The organism is Leuconostoc holzapfelii (genome assembly GCF_012396485.1).
GTDB lineage: Bacteria > Bacillota > Bacilli > Lactobacillales > Lactobacillaceae > Leuconostoc > Leuconostoc holzapfelii.
Genome location: NZ_JAAXPO010000003.1, coordinates 146,718 through 166,057 on the forward strand (window position 1 = coordinate 146,718; position 19,340 = coordinate 166,057).

General features: G+C 46.2%; 20 protein-coding genes. 14 read left to right on the forward strand and 6 right to left on the reverse strand.

The features are described 5' to 3' along the window. Positions 1 to 18: 18 nt before the first annotated feature. Both HF966_RS08945 and HF966_RS03630 read right to left on the reverse strand, forming a co-directional pair. Complete coding sequence (locus tag HF966_RS08945; protein ID WP_281418510.1) at positions 19 to 153, reverse strand: hypothetical protein; 135 nt, start codon at positions 151 to 153, stop codon at positions 19 to 21. Positions 154 to 259: 106 nt separating this feature from the next. Beyond that, positions 260 to 817 carry a TetR/AcrR family transcriptional regulator C-terminal domain-containing protein gene (locus tag HF966_RS03630; protein WP_168676351.1) on the reverse strand — a complete coding sequence of 186 codons (558 nt, stop codon included), beginning with the start codon at positions 815 to 817 and terminating at the stop codon, positions 260 to 262. Between the two features lie 294 nt (positions 818 to 1,111). Between HF966_RS03630 and HF966_RS03635 the strand changes: the two genes are divergently transcribed. The 11 genes from HF966_RS03635 (at position 1,112) to HF966_RS03685 (ending at position 14,069) form a co-directional block, all read left to right on the forward strand. Further along, positions 1,112 to 2,209, forward strand: coding sequence for a GntR family transcriptional regulator (locus HF966_RS03635; RefSeq protein ID WP_168676353.1), 1,098 nt, complete (start codon positions 1,112 to 1,114; stop codon positions 2,207 to 2,209). A gap of 237 nt (positions 2,210 to 2,446) precedes the next feature. Further along, positions 2,447 to 3,871 (forward strand): L-arabinose isomerase, encoded by a 1,425-nt coding sequence (araA, locus tag HF966_RS03640; protein ID WP_168676355.1) that lies wholly within the window; start codon positions 2,447 to 2,449, stop codon positions 3,869 to 3,871. 12 nt (positions 3,872 to 3,883) lie between these two features. Further along, entirely contained in the window at positions 3,884 to 5,263 is a 1,380-nt protein-coding gene (locus tag HF966_RS03645; RefSeq protein ID WP_168676357.1) for a sugar porter family MFS transporter, read from the forward strand. 81 nt (positions 5,264 to 5,344) lie between these two features. Then, positions 5,345 to 6,967 carry a xylulokinase gene (locus tag HF966_RS03650; RefSeq protein WP_168676359.1) on the forward strand — a complete coding sequence of 541 codons (1,623 nt, stop codon included), beginning with the start codon at positions 5,345 to 5,347 and terminating at the stop codon, positions 6,965 to 6,967. 4 nt (positions 6,968 to 6,971) lie between these two features. Beyond that, on the forward strand, positions 6,972 to 7,676 hold the full coding sequence (locus HF966_RS03655) for an L-ribulose-5-phosphate 4-epimerase (protein WP_168676361.1): 705 nt from the start codon (positions 6,972 to 6,974) through the stop codon (positions 7,674 to 7,676). A 9-nt stretch (positions 7,677 to 7,685) separates the two neighbouring features. Beyond that, positions 7,686 to 8,645 (forward strand): aldose epimerase family protein, encoded by a 960-nt coding sequence (locus HF966_RS03660; protein ID WP_246586647.1) that lies wholly within the window; start codon positions 7,686 to 7,688, stop codon positions 8,643 to 8,645. 191 nt (positions 8,646 to 8,836) lie between these two features. Then, positions 8,837 to 9,790, forward strand: coding sequence for a ketopantoate reductase family protein (locus HF966_RS03665; protein ID WP_168676362.1), 954 nt, complete (start codon positions 8,837 to 8,839; stop codon positions 9,788 to 9,790). A gap of 73 nt (positions 9,791 to 9,863) precedes the next feature. Then, the gene (gene msrA, locus HF966_RS03670) at positions 9,864 to 10,391 is read left to right on the forward strand and encodes a peptide-methionine (S)-S-oxide reductase MsrA (RefSeq protein ID WP_168676363.1); all 528 of its coding nucleotides are present in this window, start codon (positions 9,864 to 9,866) and stop codon (positions 10,389 to 10,391) included. A gap of 150 nt (positions 10,392 to 10,541) precedes the next feature. Continuing rightward, positions 10,542 to 11,486: a ribonuclease Z gene (gene rnz, locus HF966_RS03675; RefSeq protein WP_168676364.1), complete on the forward strand. Its 945-nt coding sequence runs from the start codon at positions 10,542 to 10,544 to the stop codon at positions 11,484 to 11,486. A gap of 32 nt (positions 11,487 to 11,518) precedes the next feature. After that, on the forward strand, positions 11,519 to 13,480 hold the full coding sequence (gene recJ / locus HF966_RS03680; RefSeq protein WP_168676365.1) for a single-stranded-DNA-specific exonuclease RecJ: 1,962 nt from the start codon (positions 11,519 to 11,521) through the stop codon (positions 13,478 to 13,480). A gap of 58 nt (positions 13,481 to 13,538) precedes the next feature. Continuing rightward, a complete protein-coding gene (locus tag HF966_RS03685; RefSeq protein ID WP_168676366.1) occupies positions 13,539 to 14,069 on the forward strand; it encodes an adenine phosphoribosyltransferase in 531 nt (176 codons plus the stop codon). Between the two features lie 29 nt (positions 14,070 to 14,098). On the opposite strand, the gene rarD is transcribed toward HF966_RS03685, so the two are convergent. The 4 genes from rarD to HF966_RS03705 all read right to left on the reverse strand — a co-directional run bounded on the left by rarD (position 14,099) and on the right by HF966_RS03705 (position 16,719). After that, on the reverse strand, positions 14,099 to 14,980 hold the full coding sequence (rarD, locus tag HF966_RS03690; protein ID WP_168676367.1) for an EamA family transporter RarD: 882 nt from the start codon (positions 14,978 to 14,980) through the stop codon (positions 14,099 to 14,101). A gap of 110 nt (positions 14,981 to 15,090) precedes the next feature. Further along, positions 15,091 to 15,789, reverse strand: a complete 699-nt coding sequence (locus HF966_RS03695; protein WP_168676368.1) for a class I SAM-dependent methyltransferase — start codon at positions 15,787 to 15,789, stop codon at positions 15,091 to 15,093. Then, entirely contained in the window at positions 15,782 to 16,093 is a 312-nt protein-coding gene (locus HF966_RS03700; RefSeq protein ID WP_168676370.1) for a hypothetical protein, read from the reverse strand. Before HF966_RS03700 ends, HF966_RS03695 begins: the two co-directional genes overlap by 8 nt. A 26-nt stretch (positions 16,094 to 16,119) precedes the next feature. Then, a complete protein-coding gene (locus HF966_RS03705; RefSeq protein WP_168676371.1) occupies positions 16,120 to 16,719 on the reverse strand; it encodes a DsbA family protein in 600 nt (199 codons plus the stop codon). Between the two features lie 265 nt (positions 16,720 to 16,984). On the opposite strand from HF966_RS03705, the gene HF966_RS03710 reads away from it, so the two are divergent. The 3 genes from HF966_RS03710 to HF966_RS03720 are packed head-to-tail and all read left to right on the forward strand — an operon-like array spanning position 16,985 to position 19,316. Beyond that, on the forward strand, positions 16,985 to 17,563 hold the full coding sequence (locus tag HF966_RS03710) for a GTP pyrophosphokinase (protein WP_168676373.1): 579 nt from the start codon (positions 16,985 to 16,987) through the stop codon (positions 17,561 to 17,563). Next, positions 17,560 to 18,354, forward strand: a complete 795-nt coding sequence (locus HF966_RS03715; RefSeq protein WP_168676375.1) for an NAD kinase — start codon at positions 17,560 to 17,562, stop codon at positions 18,352 to 18,354. The genes HF966_RS03710 and HF966_RS03715 overlap by 4 nt, the downstream gene beginning before the upstream one ends. Before the next feature lie 59 nt (positions 18,355 to 18,413). Then, positions 18,414 to 19,316, forward strand: coding sequence for an RluA family pseudouridine synthase (locus tag HF966_RS03720; protein ID WP_168676376.1), 903 nt, complete (start codon positions 18,414 to 18,416; stop codon positions 19,314 to 19,316). The last annotated feature ends 24 nt before the right edge of the window (positions 19,317 to 19,340 follow it).

Below are 19,340 nucleotides of genomic sequence, written 5' to 3' on the forward strand. Positions count from 1 at the left end.
GCACATCACATTGTTTGCTTAGCTGTTGTACTTCTCGTAAGCATCATAATCATCGGCTTGGCCTAAGGCGAGCTTGTTAACGACATAGCCGCCACCAAGCGCAATAGCGCCTAAACCGAGGATGACCGTAGCAACTTTAACTGACTTTTTCATTTTAATTTCCACCTTTCTAATCCAAGTGGCTTGCCCTTGCAAGTCCTTATGTGATTATTATAAATGGGTGGGCTGGTGATGTCGTTGGACGAAATGTGGGATTTGCCTAAAATGCAGATGGCTGATTTTTGGCGGTGATGAACTCAATGGTGCCATCTAAAATAGCAGTCGCGCGCGTGACAAGTAAGTCTTTTGGGGCGCGACAGTCAGTAATGAGCCATTTAATGATTTGTGAAGCGATGGCGCTACCATAAAAATCAATGAGATCAGCTGATAAATCGGCGGGTATCGTATCGTCAATGGTTAGCAACACGCTGTGTACCATTTGTGCGCAAAGCTCAAATAAGAACTTCTCCAACAAGTCGCGACGCTGGGAATGCAGCGCTTCGAGACAAAGTTGCTGGTTATCGATGACGTAGGTGAGGGCTAAGTCATATTTTTCCGACCAATTTTTGGCAGACAAATCGCCTTGTAATTGCAAGATGACATCATGTTCAAACGTCCATTTCAACAAGTCGTAGATGTCACTGAAATGATAATAGAAGGTATTGCGATTCACGTGGGCCGTTTCAGATAGGGCCTCAATCGTGATTTTATCTAACGGTTGGTGCTTGACCAAATTTTTGAGGGCGGCAGCTAAAGCCAATTCAGCTTGCGAAACCATAGACGACTCCTTTGTTACTGGGACTTTACGACGAGTATAGCAAAATTTGGGGTCGTTGACAGCTAGACCAATTGTTACAAGTGGAGATTGGCGCATTCGGGGATGTGTTTGTGCGATTAGGGGTGGTTTTTTACATTGTTGCAACAACTTTAAAAAAGCTTGTCAAAACGCAAGCGGCTGTAGAAAAAGTGGTACAATTTATTAGAATAACTGTGTAAGTTTTAACAACATGACAAGTAAAGGAAATGGCGTGATAAATGAGCGATGATTTGTCACGTGTGTACTGGATACTGTATGCCTACTAAATATGAAATTTTAAAGCACCACGTCCTAGACCAAATTATCAATGGCGACTTAGTCAAGGGGCAGAAATTACCCACTGAAAGTGAAATGATGGCGGCCTTCTCGGTGAGCCGGTACACGGTTCGGCGGGCGATCTCTGATTTGGAAAATGAAAATTATGTCTATCGTGTCCAAGGCGGTGGGTCCTTTGTGGCCGATTGGCAAAAGAAGCGCAAGCAAGAGAAAGCACCCAGCGTGATTGGCATCTTATCCACCCACGTTGCGTCCTATATTTTTCCCGCCATTATTGATGGGGCCGATCACGTGATTAGTGAAAACGGCTTCTCACTCATCTTAGCCAACACGCATAATGAACCAAAGCGTGAACGCATTGCCTTGATTAACCTGATGCGTCAAAATTTGGCCGGATTGATTATTGAACCAACCCGCAGCGCTACGTCAACGCCAAATATCGACTTATATGAAAAGTTACGGGATAGTGGCGTGCCGATGATTTTCATTAACGCAACTTATCCTAATTTTGACAGTGTGTCGGTGGTGAGTGATGACAAAGCCGCCATCTACGAAGCCACAAAATATCTGATGGATAAGGGGCATAAGCGCATTGTTGGGGCCTTTCAAGTGGATGATCGCCAAGGGGTGAACCGGCTTGACGGCTACATGCGGGCCTACCAAGAACAATCCGAATTACTTACAGAGTTCACGCCTGTCATCTACAAGTCAGATGAAATCACGCAAGTCCTGCATCACATGAACAATATGTTGGTGAGAAGTGCCGACCAACGGCCCACGGCCATTATTGCTTATAATGACCAGTTGGCCATTCAAATTATTGCCTTAGCCCATGATTTGGGCTTACGGGTGCCAGAAGATATTTCGGTGATGGGGTTTGACGATTTCCAACTCTCACGTTATCTCACGCCAAGTTTGACCACGATGTCGCATGAAAAAGAGCGCATGGGGCAAGATGCCGCCAGCTTATTAATCCAACGCATTAAGCATCGCAAAGTGAAATCTATCATGTATGCACCCAAAATTATCGAACGTGAGTCGGTCAAAGACATGTCACATTTAATCCCGAAGTTGTGAATTCGGTAACAATGAAAATCTATTTTTAAACCTAAGTTTGATGCGTTAACCCGCGTCAGGCTTTATTTTTTTGTCTTATTTAGTTGTATGATGAAATTTAAACGTGTTGACTTATACGGACAAATATTCTATCATGTGCTTGTAAACGTTTTCAGAAATCAAAAATTCTAGATAAATTGGCCTGATGATGCTTATACACGACAAAAACACAACATAAGATGAGAAAAGGATTTAAAAATGACTGATATGGAAAATTATAAGTTTTGGTTTGTCACGGGGTCACAATTTCTTTACGGGCCAGAAGTATTAAATCAAGTTGAAGCGGACTCCCGCAAAATTGTCGATAAGTTAAACGCATCACATGCCTTGCCTTATCCGATTGAATTCAAGACAGTCGGGGTGACGGCTGATAATATTACCGCAACGATGAAAGCGGCCAATTACGATGACACCGTGGCCGGTGTGATTACTTGGGCGCACACTTTTTCACCAGCCAAGAACTGGATTCGCGGGACACAATTACTCAACAAGCCACTTTTGCACTTGGCAACGCAAATGTTAAACACGATCCCTTATGACACGATTAATTTCGATTATATGAACTTGAACCAATCAGCGCACGGTGATCGCGAATATGCCTTCATCAACGCTCGTTTGCGCAAGCACAACAAGATTATCTTTGGTCACTGGGGCGATGCGGCAATCCAAGCACAAATTGGTAAGTGGATGGATGTTGCGGTAGCTTACAACGAAAGCTTCAAGATTAAAATTGTGACTTTCGCTGACAAGATGCGTAACGTTGCGGTCACTGACGGCGATAAAATTGAAGCGCAAATCAAGTTGGGCTGGACAGTTGATTATTGGGGTGTTGGTGATTTGGTTGCCTATGTCGAAGCAGTGGATCAAGCTGACGTCGATCAACTCTATGTCACGTTGCAAGACCGCTATGATTATGTTCAAGGTCAAAATTCATCAGATAAGTTTGAACACAATGTGAAGTATCAATTACGCGAATACTTGGCTTTGAAGCAATTCATGGATGACAAGGGTTATTCAGGATTCACGACTAACTTTGAAGACTTAGTTGGTTTGGAACAATTGCCTGGCTTGGCCGTGCAACTTTTGATGGCCGAAGGTTACGGCTTTGCTGGTGAAGGGGACTGGAAGACTGCAGCGCTCACACGTTTGCTTAAAATCGTTTCTCACAACCAAGCAACGGCCTTTATGGAAGATTACACATTGGATTTGCGGCCAGGGCATGAAGCCATTTTGGGTTCACACATGCTTGAAGTGGATCCAACGATTGCGTCAGACAAGCCACGTGTTGAAGTGCATCCCCTAGACATTGGTGGCAAGGATGATCCTGCCCGCCTCGTCTTCACGGGTCGTACAGGTGACGCCGTGGACGTCACTTTGGCGGATTACGGTGATGAATTTAAGTTGATTAGCTATGACGTCACTGGTAACAAGCCAGAAGCAGAAACACCATTCTTGCCAGTTGCCAAGCAACTTTGGACACCAAAGATTGGCTTGAAGCACGGTGCTGAAGGCTGGTTGACGGTTGGTGGTGGTCACCACACGACATTGAGCTTCGGGGTTGATGCTGAACAATTGGCTGATTTGGCTGCCATGTTTGAATTGACCTATGTGGACATTAAGTAATGGTATGGGCGCATGACAAATCAACCAACTAAAAAAATTTCGAGTGGTTTTATCTATTTCTTCGGCGCCTTTGGTGGCATCCTCTTTGGTTATGACATTGGCGTGATGACCGGTGCGTTGCCATTCTTGCAACGCGACTGGCACTTAACCGATGCCGGCACGATTGGTTGGATTACTTCAACCTTGATGTTGGGGGCCATTGTCGGTGGCGCCATGGCGGGACAATTATCAGATAAGCTCGGCCGGCGTCGGATGATCTTGGCATCATCTGTGATCTTTGCCATCGGCGCTTTACTAGCCGGCATGTCACCTAATGATGGGGTTGCCTGGCTCTTAGGCGCACGCTTCTTACTTGGACTTGCGGTCGGGGCGGCGTCGGCTTTGGTGCCATCCTACATGTCAGAAATGGCACCAGCCCGGACACGTGGCCGGCTATCTGGCTTGAATCAATTGATGATTGTTTCAGGGATGTTGCTATCTTACATCGTGGACTATTTGCTACAAGGGTTGCCTCACACCATTGCTTGGCGTTTGATGCTTGGGTTGGCGGCAGTACCCGCAATTATCTTATTCCTTGGCGTATTACGCCTACCAGAATCCCCACGTTTCTTGGTGAAAACCGACCAACTCGCTGATGCCCGTCGGGTTTTGACTTATATTCGCCCAGATCATGAAGTAGATAGCGAATTAGCCGACATTCAACGCACCGTTGCTGCAGAAGCAGGGGCAGAAAAAAACATTACGTTTGCAACCCTCTTCTCGTCAAAGTATCGCTACTTGGTCACAGCCGGGATTGGTGTCGCAGCGTTCCAACAATTCATGGGAGCGAATGCAATCTTTTATTACATTCCCTTAATTGTTGAAAAGGCCAGCGGGCAAGCCGCTGCCAGTGCCTTAATCTGGCCCATTGTGCAAGGGGTTATCTTAGTCCTTGGTGCCATTTTGTACATGGCGATTGCGGATAAGTTTAAGCGCCGCACCTTGTTGATGCTTGGTGGTACAGTGATGGCTTTGTCATTCTTGATGCCAGCAATTTTGAACATGGTGGTTGGCGCAGATAAGTTCCCACCAATGTTGATTGTGGTCTTCTTATCAATCTTTGTGGCCTTTTATTCCTTTACTTGGGCACCATTGACTTGGGTATTGGTGGGTGAAATCTTCCCATTAGCCATTCGTGGTCGTGCCAGTGGCTTGGCCTCATCATTTAACTGGATTGGCTCATTTGCCGTTGGCTTGTTATTCCCAATCATGACAGCAGCGATGCCACAAGCTTCAGTCTTTGCCATCTTCGGTGTGATCTCAATTATTGCGGTCTTGTTCGTCAAGTATGCCGTACCGGAAACACACGGTAAGTCATTGGAAGAAATTGAAGCGCAAGGAATCAAGCGTTAATGCGGTTGACCGTACAAGACGAAAACGCTAATCAACACACGCTGATTAGCGTTTTCTTTGTCAAAGCCTAGGAGAAAAAATATGACGGATTCAAAAACAATACAAGATGCCATCACAACAGGGCAAGTGGCCTTGGGGGTGGAATTTGGTTCAACGACTATTAAAGCAATTTTAACCACGGAAAATGGGGTCACGATCGCCTCGGGCAGTTATGACTGGACAAATAATTTTAATGATGGTCTCTGGACCTATGCCTTACCTGATGTCTGGTCAGGTCTACAACAAGCCTACCTGGCTTTAAAACAACAAGTACAAACAAAATATCACGTGAAAATTACCCACATTCAGAGCATGGGCTTTTCGGCGATGATGCACGGGTATTTAGCCTTTGATCAACAAGATGCGCTCTTAGTGCCATTTAGAACGTGGCGTAATGCCATTACTGAAGAAGCGGCGAGTGGCTTGACGAAGTTATTTGAATTTAACATTCCGCAACGTTGGAGTATTGCCCATCTTTACCAAGCGATTTTGAACCAAGAATCACACGTGAAAAATATTGCTTATCTCACAACGCTTGCAGGCTATGTGCACTGGCAATTAACTGGTGAGCGTGTCTTAGGCATTGGTGATGCTTCAGGGATGTTTCCAATTGACGAAACAACGGGAAACTACGACCAAGCCATGTTGGCAAAGTTTAACGCATTGAAAGCAGTGCAACAATATCGTTGGCACATTGCCGATATCTTACCTAAGCCACTGCCAGCCGGTATGCCTGCGGGAACGTTAACGGCAGCCGGTGCGATGTTACTTGATCCAACGGGTGATCTACAAGCCGGGTCACTGATTGCACCACCCGAAGGTGATGCCGGGACCGGCATGGTCGCAACTAACAGTGTTAAAAAGCGCACGGGGAATATTTCGGTCGGAACTTCCATTTTTTCAATGATTGTGTTGCAAAAAAACTTGTCGCATGTGTATTCAAACATCGACATTGTCACCACCCCAACGGGCTTACCAGTGGCCATGGTGCATGCCAATAATTCCGCCTCAGATATTAACGCTTGGGCGAAGCTGTTTGCTGAATTTGCACAGAAGACGGGGCACGAATTAACGACTAGTGAACTTTACCAAGTATTGTTTGATGCGGCGTTAAACGATGCCCAACCAGATGCGGGTGGTTTATCAGGGTATGGCTATTATTCTGGTGAAAATATTACCGCTGTGCCAGAAGGGCGCCCCATGTTGGTGCGTCAACCCGATTCACCATTGACCATTGGGAATTTGATGCGCTTTAACATCTTTGGTGCCTTTGGCGCCATTAAGATTGGGATGCGCATCTTAGCGGATGAACAGGTGTTAACAGATAATATCGTGGCCCAAGGCGGTGTATTTAAAACCCCAGTCGTGGCCCAAAAACTTTTAGCCGCCGCTTTGGCAACAGATGTGACGGTCATGAAAAATGCCGGTGAAGGGGGGCCTTGGGGCATGGCCGTCTTGGCACTTTATGCCACCCAAAAGACTCCTAATCAGACATTAAATGACTTCCTTGATCATCACATTTTTGCCGACAGCGTCTCAGAAACATTGTCACCTGATCCAAAGGATGTGGCAGGCTTTGAAGCCTTTATGACACGTTACATCAACGGATTAGAAATTGAAATGGCAGCCATTAAAGCACTGCCAAACCATGCAGAAAAGGAGTAAGCACATGTTAGAAGAACTCAAACAAAAAGTTTATGAAGCCAATATGGCCTTACCAGCTAATAATTTAGTCACGCTCACTTGGGGGAATGTGTCACAAGTTGACCGTGAAAAGGGCTTATTTGTCATTAAGCCCAGCGGTGTGGCCTATGAATTACTCAAGCCAGCAGATATGGTGGTCGTGGATTTGGACGGCAATGTGGTTGAAGGGGAACTCAATCCCTCAAGTGACACGCCAACCCATGCCTTTTTGTATCGGCACTGGCCCGAACTTGGGGGGATTGTTCACACGCACTCCAAGTGGGCGGTGGCCTTTGCGCAAGCAGGTATTCCAGTACCAGCGGCTGGGACAACGCACGCCGATACTTTTTACGGGGATGTCCCAGTAGCCGACCGATTAACCAAAGATGAAGTCAATGGTGAATATGAATTAAATACGGGTCATTCCATTGCCCGTGTCTTTGATCGCCAACACATTGACCCGATGGCCGTCCCTGGGGTGTTGACCAACGATCATGGCCCATTTACTTGGGGAAAAGACGCGATGGACGCCGTCCACAATGCCATTGTGCTAGACGTCGTCTCAGAAATGGATTTCCACACCATGCAACTCAACCCTTCACAAGATCTACACGTGCCACAGTATCTACTTGATCGGCATTATTTCCGTAAGCATGGTGAAAACGCCTACTACGGTCAGGGGAAACATTAAGGCGCACGTATGAAAATCACTGTTGAACCATTCGGGCCGGGTGCCCAATTATACCAACTTGAAAATGATACGGGCGTCAAGCTCGCCGTCACCAACTTTGGCGCGCGCATCGTCCGCTTACAATTGCCTGTCTTAGGGCAGACGCGCGATGTGGTCCTTGGCTTTGATGACTTAGCTGGTTATGTAGAAAAAGATCATCAAATGGGAGCCACCATTGGTCGGGTGGCTGGTCGCATTGCGGATGGGACGTTTAAGATTAGCGACACGACTTACCACACAACACAAAATGAAAAAGGGAACACCCTCCATGGCGGTGTTGGCGGCTTCGATGTGCAATACTGGACGGCCACGCAACATGTCAGTGAGTCGGAACTCGCTGTTACTTTCCAATATGTCAGCCCAGCCGACGATAACGGCTTTCCGGGTAATTTGACCGTGACGGTCACTTATCGGTTAGATAATGACAACAATTGGCGCGTAGATTATCACGCAACAAGTGACGCGGATACATTATTTAATCCGACAAATCATGTCTATTTCAATGTGGATGGTGGACCAGAGCAACCCATTGGGCAACAACAGCTCATGATTGCTGCTGATGAATTTGCCCCCATTTCACCGCGACAAACGACCACTGGCGTGCGCGCCCCAGTATCAGGCACAGAATTTGACTTTCGCATACCACAACCCATTGATCAGGCATTGCACTCCCATGCTGCACAAAATCAGTTAGTGAATGGTTTGGATCATCCATTCTTCCTGAACCCAGTATCTGCCGGACAACCGCAAGCAACGTTGCGGTCAACTGATGGTCAAGTCGTCGTGGCGATGACCACGTCGATGCATTCAGTTGTCGTTTTCACCGCTAATTTCCCAGAAGATACGGCCGTACTCATGCGAGGTGGCTATTTTGGTCAACATCGTGGCATCACCTTAGAAGCTAGTGGCACCTGGTGCAGAGAGCTATGAGCAATTTGGTAACATTCTGCTCACAAAAGGCACACCGTACCATGAATGGGTGAATTACCAGTTTCAATTTGCCCGACAGTAGGCTTGGCACGCCCGGCCGCAGCTTAACGTGCGCACGTGTGGTAAAATAAAGGCAATCGTTTATTGCTGAAAAAATGGAGGCGTTCATCATTGATGAACGAACACAAAATATGAAAATAGCCATTGCGGGATTTGGTGCGCTGGGAGCGCGCCTTGGGGTCATGTTACAAACGGCGGGGCACGAGGTAACCGGAATTGACGGTTGGCCGGCCCATATTGCGGCCATTAAGACCAAAGGTTTAACGGTGGTCCATGACCAAGAAACACCCAAGATTTATCAGTTACCCGTGCTGACGCCTCAAGAAGTCACGGGTGCATTTGATCTGATTATTTTACTGACGAAAACACCGCAACTCGATCGGATGTTAACAGATATTGCACCAATCATAACGGATAAGACGCAATTATTAGTCTTGTCGAATGGTTTGGGCAATATTGAAGTCATGACTAAACATGTGGCCAAGCAGCAGATTTTAGCTGGTGTTACCCTGTGGACCTCAACATTAGTTAAGCCTGGTGAAATTCACACCACTGGATCGGGGTCAATTAAGCTCCAAGCCATTGGTGGCGCGGATGCACAACCAGTGGTGGCTGCGTTAAATGAAGCTGGTCTTAACGCCGAATTAACGCCCGACGTGCTTACAGCCATTTGGCATAAGGCGGGCATTAACGCCGTATTGAATCCGCTGTCTGTCTTACTTGATGCTAATATTGCTGAATTTGGCACGGCGGGAAATGCGATGGACATGGCGTTAAACATTTTAGAGGAAATGCAACAAGTCGGCGCTTCACAAGGGATTAAAGTGGATGTTAGTGGCATTATTGCCGATTTAAGTCGGCTATTAAAGCCGGAAAATGCCGGCAATCACTATCCTTCCATGTATCAAGATATTCAAAACGGCAAACGCACGGAAATTGATTTCTTAAATGGTTACTTTGCTCGGATCGGTCAACAAGAGGGAATTGCCACGCCGTTTAATGCGCTAGTGACCCGCTTAATTCATGCAAAAGAAGACATCGAACGTGTGAAGTTAGCCAAGCAACAAGAAACTTTTGAAATTTGATATTTGTTATAGTATGATGAGAGAAACGAAAAGTTTCTCTTTTTTATATTAAACACGCGATAAGGATAAAATCATGACAACAACTACTGAAACCGCCATTTTTGCTGGGGGATGCTTCTGGTGCATGGTGCAGCCATTTGATTCTTTGCCAGGCATTGAAAAAGTCCGTTCAGGGTATACTGGTGGTCATACGGAAAATCCCACCTACGAAGAAGTGAGTGCGCACACGACGGGTCACACCGAAGCCGTGAAGATTTGGTTTGATCCAGCTAAGCTCTCGTATGCCGAATTGGTCGAAATTTATTGGGAACAGACCGATCCAACCGATGCCATGGGGCAATTTCAAGACCGTGGCGATAACTATCGGCCGGTGATTTTTGTGGCTGATGACACGCAACGTGCGATTGCAGAAAAGTCTAAAGCAGCGCTTGCGGCATCTGGCCGTTTTGATGCGCCAATTGTGACCACGATTGAATCCGCACAGCCATTTTATGAAGCGGAAGAATATCACCAAGACTTCTATAAGAAAGATCCGACACGGGAAGCCATGGTGATGGCGAGCCGCGTAGCCTTTCAAAAGACCCACTGGGATAAAAACTAAGCAGCGCGAGCTGTTTTTTATTTTGTGTTGGGATTGTGACGTTATGGCTGGAGAATCTATGGTAAAATAGTTAAGTTATGGATGATACATGATCGTCTAATTGATGAGGAGAAATACGTGTGAGTACCTGACTTACACGCATAAAATAAGATGCAACTTGAATTTTTAGGCACTGGTTCTGGTCAACCATCAAAATTTAGAAATGTGACAAGCATTGCCTTGCGCTTGCTTGATGAACGCAATGCCGTGTGGCTATTTGATGTTGGAGAAGCGACCCAGCATCAAATTCTAAAGACAACTTTGCGACCACGTAAGGTTGAAAAAATCTTTATTTCACATTTGCACGGGGACCACATTTTTGGCTTGCCTGGCTTTTTGAGTTCACGCTCATTTCAAGGCGCAGATAAGCAAGAACCATTGACTATTTATGGCCCTAAGGGTGTCAAAGAATTTGTACAAACAGCTTTGCGGGTGTCTGAAACACGACTATCTTATCCGTTGGTTTTCATTGAATTAACCGAAGGGGTTATTTTTGATGACAAAACTTTTCGGGTGGTGGCAGCTAAAATGCGCCATCGGATTGAGACTTGGGGCTTTCGTGTGGAAGAAAAGGATCATCCAGGCGAACTCTTAGTTGACAAGTTGCGAGAACAAAATATCCCATCTGGGCCAATTTTTGGGCAATTAAAAGCAGGTAAGCGGGTCACTTTACCTGATGGCCGGATATTAGATGGCCGCGATTACATTGGTGCAGCGCAAAAGGGCCGTGTCGTGACCTTTATTTTGGATACACGGCCAAATGACAATATCGAAGCCTTAGCGGTTAATGCCGATGTTTTGGTGCATGAAAGTACGTACGGGGCTGGGGATGAAGAAGCCAAAATGGCGCGCGCACACGCACATTCAACGAGTGTCAATGCCGCCAATGCCGCCCGACGGGCGCATGTCAATGAATTAGTCTTGACGCATTTATCAGCGCGCTACATTGGCCCAATGGTGAAAACATTGGTCGCTGATGTCCGAAAAATTTTCCCCAACACAGTTGTTGCCAGAGACTTAGATATCATCGATGTCCCATTTAAAAAAGAAAGCTAAGGTCAGTGGCCTAGCAATTAAAGAAGGTTCCAATGAGTCAAAACAATTGGCGTCTGTTACCGCAACCTGCTGAAAAAACGGTGCGGCAGCTCGCGTCACAATTAAATATCTCACCACTCACAGCCACCATTGTGGCACAAAAGGGCTATACGACCCCGGAAGCAGCCTTTGGCTATCTTCAACCAAGCATTGACCAATTGCATGATCCCATGCAATTGCATGATATGGATAAGGTGTTGGAACGCTTAATGACGGCCGCTTTTGAAGGAGAAAAGATTGTTGTTTATGGGGATTACGATCTTGATGGCGTGACAAGTACCGCAGTGATGGTCGAGGCGTTGCAGGTACTTGGGGCTGATGTCACGGCCTACATACCTAACCGATTCCAAGATGGCTATGGGCCAAACTTAGCGGCCTACCAGCGGCTCATTGAAGAGGGAGCCCAAGTGATTGTGACGGTCGATAACGGTGTGAGCGGACACGAAGCGGTGGCGTATGCGATGAGCCAAGGGGTGGACGTGATTATCACTGACCATCATGAACTGGCGCCTACACTGCCGGCAGCATATGCGATAATTCACCCCCGTCACCCAGAAAGCACTTATCCGTTTCAAGACTTGTCCGGTGTTGGGGTGGCCTTTAAAGTGGCGCAGGCCTTACTCACGGATGGCGCACCTGTTGAAGACAAGAGTGAATTACCCACTGAATTACTCGATTTAGTCGCCTTGGGTGAAATTGCTGATATGGTCTCTTTGACGGATGAAAACCGCACATTGGTGTCTTGGGGACTAAAGCAAATGGCGGAAACGCCGCGCCCAGGTATCGCGGCACTTTTGAAAAGTGCCGGACAATTGCCGGAACAACCGATTATTTCAGAAACGGTGTCGTTCAAAATGGCGCCCCGTCTCAATGCGGTGGGACGGTTGGGTGATGCCAAATTGGCATTAGACCTATTATTAACACAATCACCGGATGCTGCCACTGATATGGCGACACAAATTGAAGCGATTAATGCCCAGCGCCAAGCCATTGTCGAAGAAGTTTTTGGTGCTGCTAAGCAGTTAGCACTATCTGCTACACACGCCAACGATCAGGTCCTTGTCGTGGCTGGTGAAAATTGGCATCAAGGGATTCTTGGTATTGTCGCGAGCCGATTAGTCGAATTGCTACATAAGCCAGTCATTGTCTTAAGCCAAATTGATGGGACATATAAGGGTTCTGGTCGCACTTTCGGCGACTTTGATTTATATGCTTTCATGGGACAATATCGTGAGTTGTATACAACTTTTGGTGGCCACGCAAGTGCCTTGGGGTTGGCAATTTCACCCGATAAGTTAACCGTTTTGCGTACTCAATTAGCCGAGATGGCACCTATCGTTTTGCCTGAAAAAGCTGTCACGGTCAATATGATGTTGCCTGTGGCGCAACTGGCACCAACAACGTATGATGACCTACAACTGATGGAACCGTTTGGCACGGGGAATCCGCAGCCTGCCTTTGGTTTTGAAACCCCTCAGATTGAAAAAGCGATGGCTATGGGATCAACACAGCAACACGTGAAGTTGACCTTGACCAATCAAATCGAGGCGGTCGGCTTCAATCATCCCGACTGGACGGCGATTGTGGCCCAACCACAAGGCGTGTCGTTTGTGGCGACTTTGGGCTTGAATTACTTCCGAGGTCAAGCCCGTTTGCAGTTGCTTTTAGCGGATGTCTCGTTACCAGATGTGCCAGAAAATGACGCCCATAAACAATTCTTTGCGCAAGTCTATAAGTTTATTTATGCGCATCAAGACTTGAATTTTGGCCAAAATTTGGATAAAATAGCAAAGCAGCTACAGCTCACGCCAAAAGATCTTAATATCATGATCCAAGTCTTTATTGAACTTGGTTTTGTTAAAATTGAGGCTGGGTATGTAAAAATTATTCCTAATGCCACCCAGAAGTCATTGACAACTTCAGTGACTTACCAAAAATTTCTGGCGAACCGTTAGTGAGCAAAAAGAAAGCAAGGGTGCGTTAGCGCGAGCTGAACACGCTCAGAGAGAAAATATGACAGTAGATTTACATGATTATGTTGCCACCGTGGAGAACTTTCCCGAACCTGGCGTCAGTTTTCGTGATATTTCACCCTTAATGGGTGATGGTGTGGCTTATCGCCAAGCAGTAGATGCCATTGCGGCATTTGCCAAGGATTTAAACGTAGACTTAATTGCAGGGCCTGAATCACGTGGCTTTATCGTCGGGTCACCACTGGCCTATGCTTTAAATATTGGTTTTGTCCCAGCCCGCAAAGGTGGTAAGTTGCCACGTGAAGCAGTAAGTGCGTCTTATTCATTAGAATATGGCGGGGAAAACGTGCTAGAAATCCACAAGGATGCCATTCAACCAGGACAGCGTGTCTTGATTGTAGATGATTTATTGGCGACTGGTGGCACAATTAATGCCACGCGAGAAATCATTGAAAAATTAGGTGGTATCGTTGCTGGTGTGGCCTTTATCATTGAACTTAATGATTTGCATGGCCGTGAAAAAGTGATGTCGACCGGTGAGGTCCCATTCTTGGCACTGATGAATTATTAAAAAAGCAACCACAAAGTGGTTGCTTTTTTCTATGGTTGCTGGCGACGATAAATGACAATGCTTTCCCAGACAAATACTGCGATGCCCGCCCAAATGAAGGCAAACACGGCCAGTTTTTGCAGATGAAATGGTTCGTGTAAGACTAGAATAGCCATGAGCAGCTGGATGGTTGGACTTAAATATTGAATAAAGCCTAACGTCATAAAACTGGTGTTTTTAGTGGCGACAGCAAATAGGGCTAATGGCAGCACGGTCACAGCACCACTTACGATAATGAGGCCCGTAATCATCGGACCATTTTGTGTCATCACGTGCGGTGATGTGAGCAGATAGATGCCTGCAAACGGGGCGACAAAAAGGGTTTCTAAAGTGAGGGAAATGGTGGCTGGCAATGGGACTTGCTTTTTAATGAGACTGTACAAGCAAAATGTGGCCGCCATTAACAAGGTGGTGGCGGGTAAACGTCCCGTTTGCACAGTGAGCATCAACACGCCAACAGCGACCAATATAAGCGCCAACACTTTGGCACGCGAAAGCCGTTCATGTAAAAAGATTACTGCAACAGCAACGTTCATTAACGGCATGATGTAATAGCCTAAGCTCGCCTCGGTTGCTTGATGATGGGTCACCATGACAATATAAATCAGCCAATTGACGGTGATGAATAAGCTACTGAGAATGATCCAAATCAGCTTGCCGGTTTGAATCAATTGCTTAAGTGTTTGCCAAATGGTACCCCAGTTATTTTGAACCAAGAGCACGATACCAAGCGTGACGAGGGACCAGATAATCCGATACGATAAGATATCCAACGCCGGTACAGCGTGAAGTAATTCCCAAAAGACCCCCAACATGCCCCACAAAACATAGGCGAGTAGACCAGAGGTCACGCCTAGCCGATTATTTGTCATCGCCATTTCTCCTAAACAGATTAAAAACTCGTTTATATCATATCATAATACGATAAAGAGAATATGTTAAGACAGTGATTGCAATAAAAAAAGTATCACAGACGTGATACTTACTTGACTAAAAATACTTGATCCTTGATGTCATCAAATGATTGATGATGACGGTTAAGTGCCGCAGGTGGAGTGTTGTGTGCAGTGGCCCAAAATCCAGGTGAATTTGTTGCCTGATTCGCTTCGCCAATGACGATAAAATCGCCAGTAAAGTGTTGTTGGCGGAGACGTTGTAAAATTTCAAGGTCACTTGTCGTTGTGTCAGGGGCCCAACTCATGATCAAGACGTCAAATGGATAGGTGGTTAGGGCTTGACTAGCGGAACATGGCAACACGGCTGTCCAAGGTGTTGGCAGCTGATTATCTTGGCCTGCCCAGGCAAAATTATCTGTGGCAACCACCTGATCGCCGCGCGCCCTTAGACCATGCGTGATAACGCCGTTGCCGGCCATGATTTCCAAAACTTGTCGACCCGCGATGAATTGATGGAGGTCGTCAAGCCATTGATTATTGGGTAAATGCCAGACGCCATAGGTGGTGATGACTTGTTGGCGGAAATTAGCCAACAAGTCATCAAGTGGCATTAAATCCGGATTTTTGACCAATTGGGTCACACTAAATCCCAAGTGTGGGAGGGGCTGATCAGGCAGTTGTTGTTGCCCCAATCCGACAAAAGTTGTCAGGGCCGCATCGATTTTTCGTTGAGCAAAGGCGTCGTTAGCAAATTGCCGTTTAAATGCTTGTAACTGCTCAATCATCGTCGGTCACATCGCGGCGATGATTGGCGTGGTTTGCCGTTGCGTCAAAATGGTAACGCTTGCCGTTAAAATCCCAATTAACACCACGCCCGTACCGATCGTGATGACGCACCCGCCAAAACGTGACGAGGGCAACAAGGCCTAAAATGGCCAATGCTAACAAAACCAGCAATAAGACCAGTACCAAGCCGATCAACAGGGCTGGAACGGCCACACCGACCACGGTTAAAATCACCGGAATGGCGATAATTAGGCAGATAATGAAGGTGACAATGGCGCCAATATATTCAAATATACGTCGCATTATGTGCTCCTTTCAACTGGCAGAACTTAGGCCATCGCTTCAAGATGGGCTTGGAGGGCTTTTGGTGTGATGTGGTTGCCAAGAAGGGGGCCAAAAATTTGTACCAAATTGGCAATGGAGAAGTCGGTGACTAATTGAATCGCATCATCTGTGAAGGTGTCAATGGCAATGGCGGCTTCTTGATTCTGCAACATTTTGTGGGCCAATTGTTGGTCAGCAAGCACAGCAGATAGCGTTTCATCTGCATGACGGTTGCTCAAAAAATCAGTAATATCAAGGCCCACTTGTTTGGCAGTTGCGACAGACAAGGCCTCTGAATAGGCTTGCTTATGATTGGTGACTTGTTGTTGAATCTGTACGAGGAACTTGCGGGCTTTTTTATTCCCTTCGATTTGAGCGGCTTTATAGTCACAAACGACATGGAAAATCGTATGTGCTAATGAGGCTGGCGCTTGTGTCAACGTTGCGCGGTGGGCTTGGTAGTCGGCCACGACATCGGCGTTGACCAAGGGGATAAAGCGGAGATGAGCGTGAGCCGCGAGGTCTGGTGTAATATGGAGCAGACGTTCTTCGGTTTTTAAACAGACAGGTGAAAAGGGGTTAGAAAAATGGTAGATATCAATCATGATATGCCTCCGTATAGATGATGGTGATACGTGCATGTAGTTATTGTCCAAAAAGTTATTTTACCCGCATTTCATGCCGATGTCGACTGATACGCTCAAAACAAAATCGGATGTGTGTTAAAATAAAATGTGAGGGCAATAAACCATATCAGCCGATCTCATTTCGTGAACATTATTTTAATGATAGCAAAATGAGTCGCTGAAGTTGAAAAAGGGACAACCAAGTCTGCCTGAATGATAATTATGTTGAGAAAGAGGTGTCATTATGAATTGGGACCAATTCTTTGTGCCATATGAGCAGACAGTGACAGAATTAAAAGTAAAGCTGCGTGGTTTACGCGAACAATATGAACAAGATGGCGAAAATTCACCCATCGAGTTCGTGACTGGTCGGGTAAAATCACAAGCTTCAATTGAAGAAAAAATTATACGACGGCACCTAGATGAGTCGCGTTTAGCCCTTGACTTGCAAGATATTGCGGGTGTTCGGGTGATGACAAAATATGTTGAAGATGTCTACCGCGTTGTTGAATTGCTTCGGGAACGCTCAGATTTTCAAATCTTAGAAGAACGCGATTATGTGATGAATGCCAAGCCATCAGGCTACCGCTCGTATCATATTGTGATTGAATATCCTGTTCAGATGTACCATGGGGAAAAAAAGGTACTGGCGGAAATTCAAGTACGTACAATTGCCATGAATGTCTGGGCTACAATAGAACATGACTTACGTTATAAGCATGGCAATGAATTACCAGCGGACATGGCAGAACAGTTGACGTCGTTGGCCGATGAAAACTTTGAATGGGATCAACGCGTCAGTGAAATTCGGGCGGCTGAATGAAAATAGCAATTTTTAACAATCATGATTCCAGTTCTCAAACCATTACCCAAGCCCTGACTGCGGCACTGGCGGCAGCAGGATTAATGCTTGATAATGACCACCCAGACGTGGTCGTTTCAGTCGGCGGTGATGGCACTTTTTTGGGTGCGTTTCAAAAGTATGTTGATCAAATTGATACAGTTCGCTTTGTTGGCTTGCATACGGGTCATCTTGGGTTTTACACGGACTGGTTACGCACCGAATTGCCACAAATGGTGGCAAGTCTACGCCATGATGACAGTGAAAAAGTGAGCTATCCGCTGCTGGATATGACCGTTGTTTATGACAGTGGTGAACAGTATCATTATTTGGCATTAAATGAGGCGGCAATTAAGCAGCCGTTGGGCACCCTCGTGGCGGATATCTACTTAGGTGGCCGGGTTTTTGAACGCTTTCGTGGGGATGGGATTGCAGTGGCCACACCATCAGGATCAACGGCCTACAACAAAGCAAATGGTGGCGCTGTATTACATCCCAGTATTCCAGCAATTCAAATGTCAGAAATTGCTTCGATTAATAATCGGGTCTTTCGAACCCTCGGCTCACCGTTAATTGTGCCTGATGGTCAAGAAATCGTGATGAAGCCACAGAGTGATAATTTTTTGGTCATGTATGACCAATCAGATATCAAGGGGCAAAATATTACGGAACTACGCTTTCGGGTAGCTGATCAAAAAATCCATTTTGCTGCTTATCGTCATGTGGATTTTTGGCAGCGTGTTAAGCGTGCGTTCATCAGTGATTTGAGTTAATCACGCGAATTAAATGAGAGGACTGTTTTGCGCTCAAGTTGCGTAAAACGTTGAATAATATGCAATTTACATGGACCTATTCGGGAACCGAACAGCGAAAAGTTCGGACATTTTTACAAGCCCATGGCGTCTCACACCGAATGTTTAGTCAAATGAAACATAACGGGGGCGCAATTTTAAAGAATGGTCAGGCGGTTTATACGTCGGATTATTTAGATGATGGTGATGAAGTGACGATCATTATGCCGACTGAAAAAAGTAATGATTTGGTCGTGCCGGATTACAAGCCACTGGACATCATTTTTGAAAATGAGCATTGGCTGGTCGTGGATAAGCCCTACGGGGTGACCACAGTGCCAGGTCATGCGGATCGCTTGCATACGCTTGTGAATCAAGTCAAAGGCCATTTAGAAGAAATCAATGCCGAAGATTTGGTGCCACACGTGGTGACGCGCTTAGACCGAGATACGTCAGGCATCGTCTTACTGGCCAAGCACCGTTTTGCGCATGCCGTCTTGGATCAACAGTTACAAGAACATACGGTTGAAAAATTTTATTTGGCCTATCCCAGCGGCATTTTGCCTGAAGACCATGGCGACATTAATGCGCCCATTGGCCGTGTTGAAGGCGATTTTATCAAGCGTGAAGTGCGTGATGATGGTAAGGATTCACGGACTGAGTATTGGGTTGAACGGCGTTATGATGAAAACGGTGAACACCCGATGACACGGGTACGTGTGCAGCTGCATACTGGGCGTACGCATCAGATTAGGGTTCATTTTCAAAATATCGGTCATCCTTTGGTGGGCGATGATTTGTATGGTGGCCCACTTTGGCATGGTTTATCACGCCAAGCGTTACATGCTTATCATATGAAGTTTTATGATCCGTTTATTGAAGATTTCCGTGAATTTAATACGAAATTACCTGAAGATTTAAAAGGGCTGCGCGATTTGGCATAACCTCATCGCGTTTTTGATTGACGC